This window comes from Bacillus sp. SIMBA_154, assembly GCF_046536015.1.
GTDB lineage: Bacteria > Bacillota > Bacilli > Bacillales > Bacillaceae > Bacillus > Bacillus pumilus_P.
Map to the genome: position 1 here is coordinate 1 of NZ_JAWJBV010000252.1, position 273 is coordinate 273.

A 273-nucleotide genomic window follows, 5' to 3' on the forward strand; every position below is an offset into this window, starting at 1 on the left:
CATTTTGAGCTTTATCAATAACGCTTTTCTTCTGGGGGCGGGAACGATCGCGCTCGGTTATTTAATGGTCAGCAACATTAAATTTCCGCACTTTAAAAAACAGGCGCCTGAAAACCTGGAGAGCAGAAGATGGAATTAGTTCAGCAATTAATATCCGATTACGGATATATCGCGATTTTTCTTATGCTGACACTCGGTATTATCGGATTGCCTATTCCGGATGAAGTCATGATGACGCTTGTGGGCTACTTCGCTCATTTAAACGTGCTGAAT

Annotated in this window: 1 protein-coding gene and 1 pseudogene; both read left to right on the plus strand. The window is 42.1% G+C overall.

All coding sequences use genetic code 11. The annotated features are described in order from the left end of the window. A pseudogene (locus R0K30_RS21930) lies at positions 1-139 on the plus strand (CDP-diacylglycerol--serine O-phosphatidyltransferase); the annotation flags it as partial. Continuing rightward, positions 130-273, plus strand: a 144-nt coding sequence (locus R0K30_RS21935; RefSeq protein ID WP_410612947.1) for a DedA family protein, incomplete at its 3' end; no start/stop codon positions are given. The pseudogene R0K30_RS21930 and the gene R0K30_RS21935, both read left to right, overlap by 10 nt.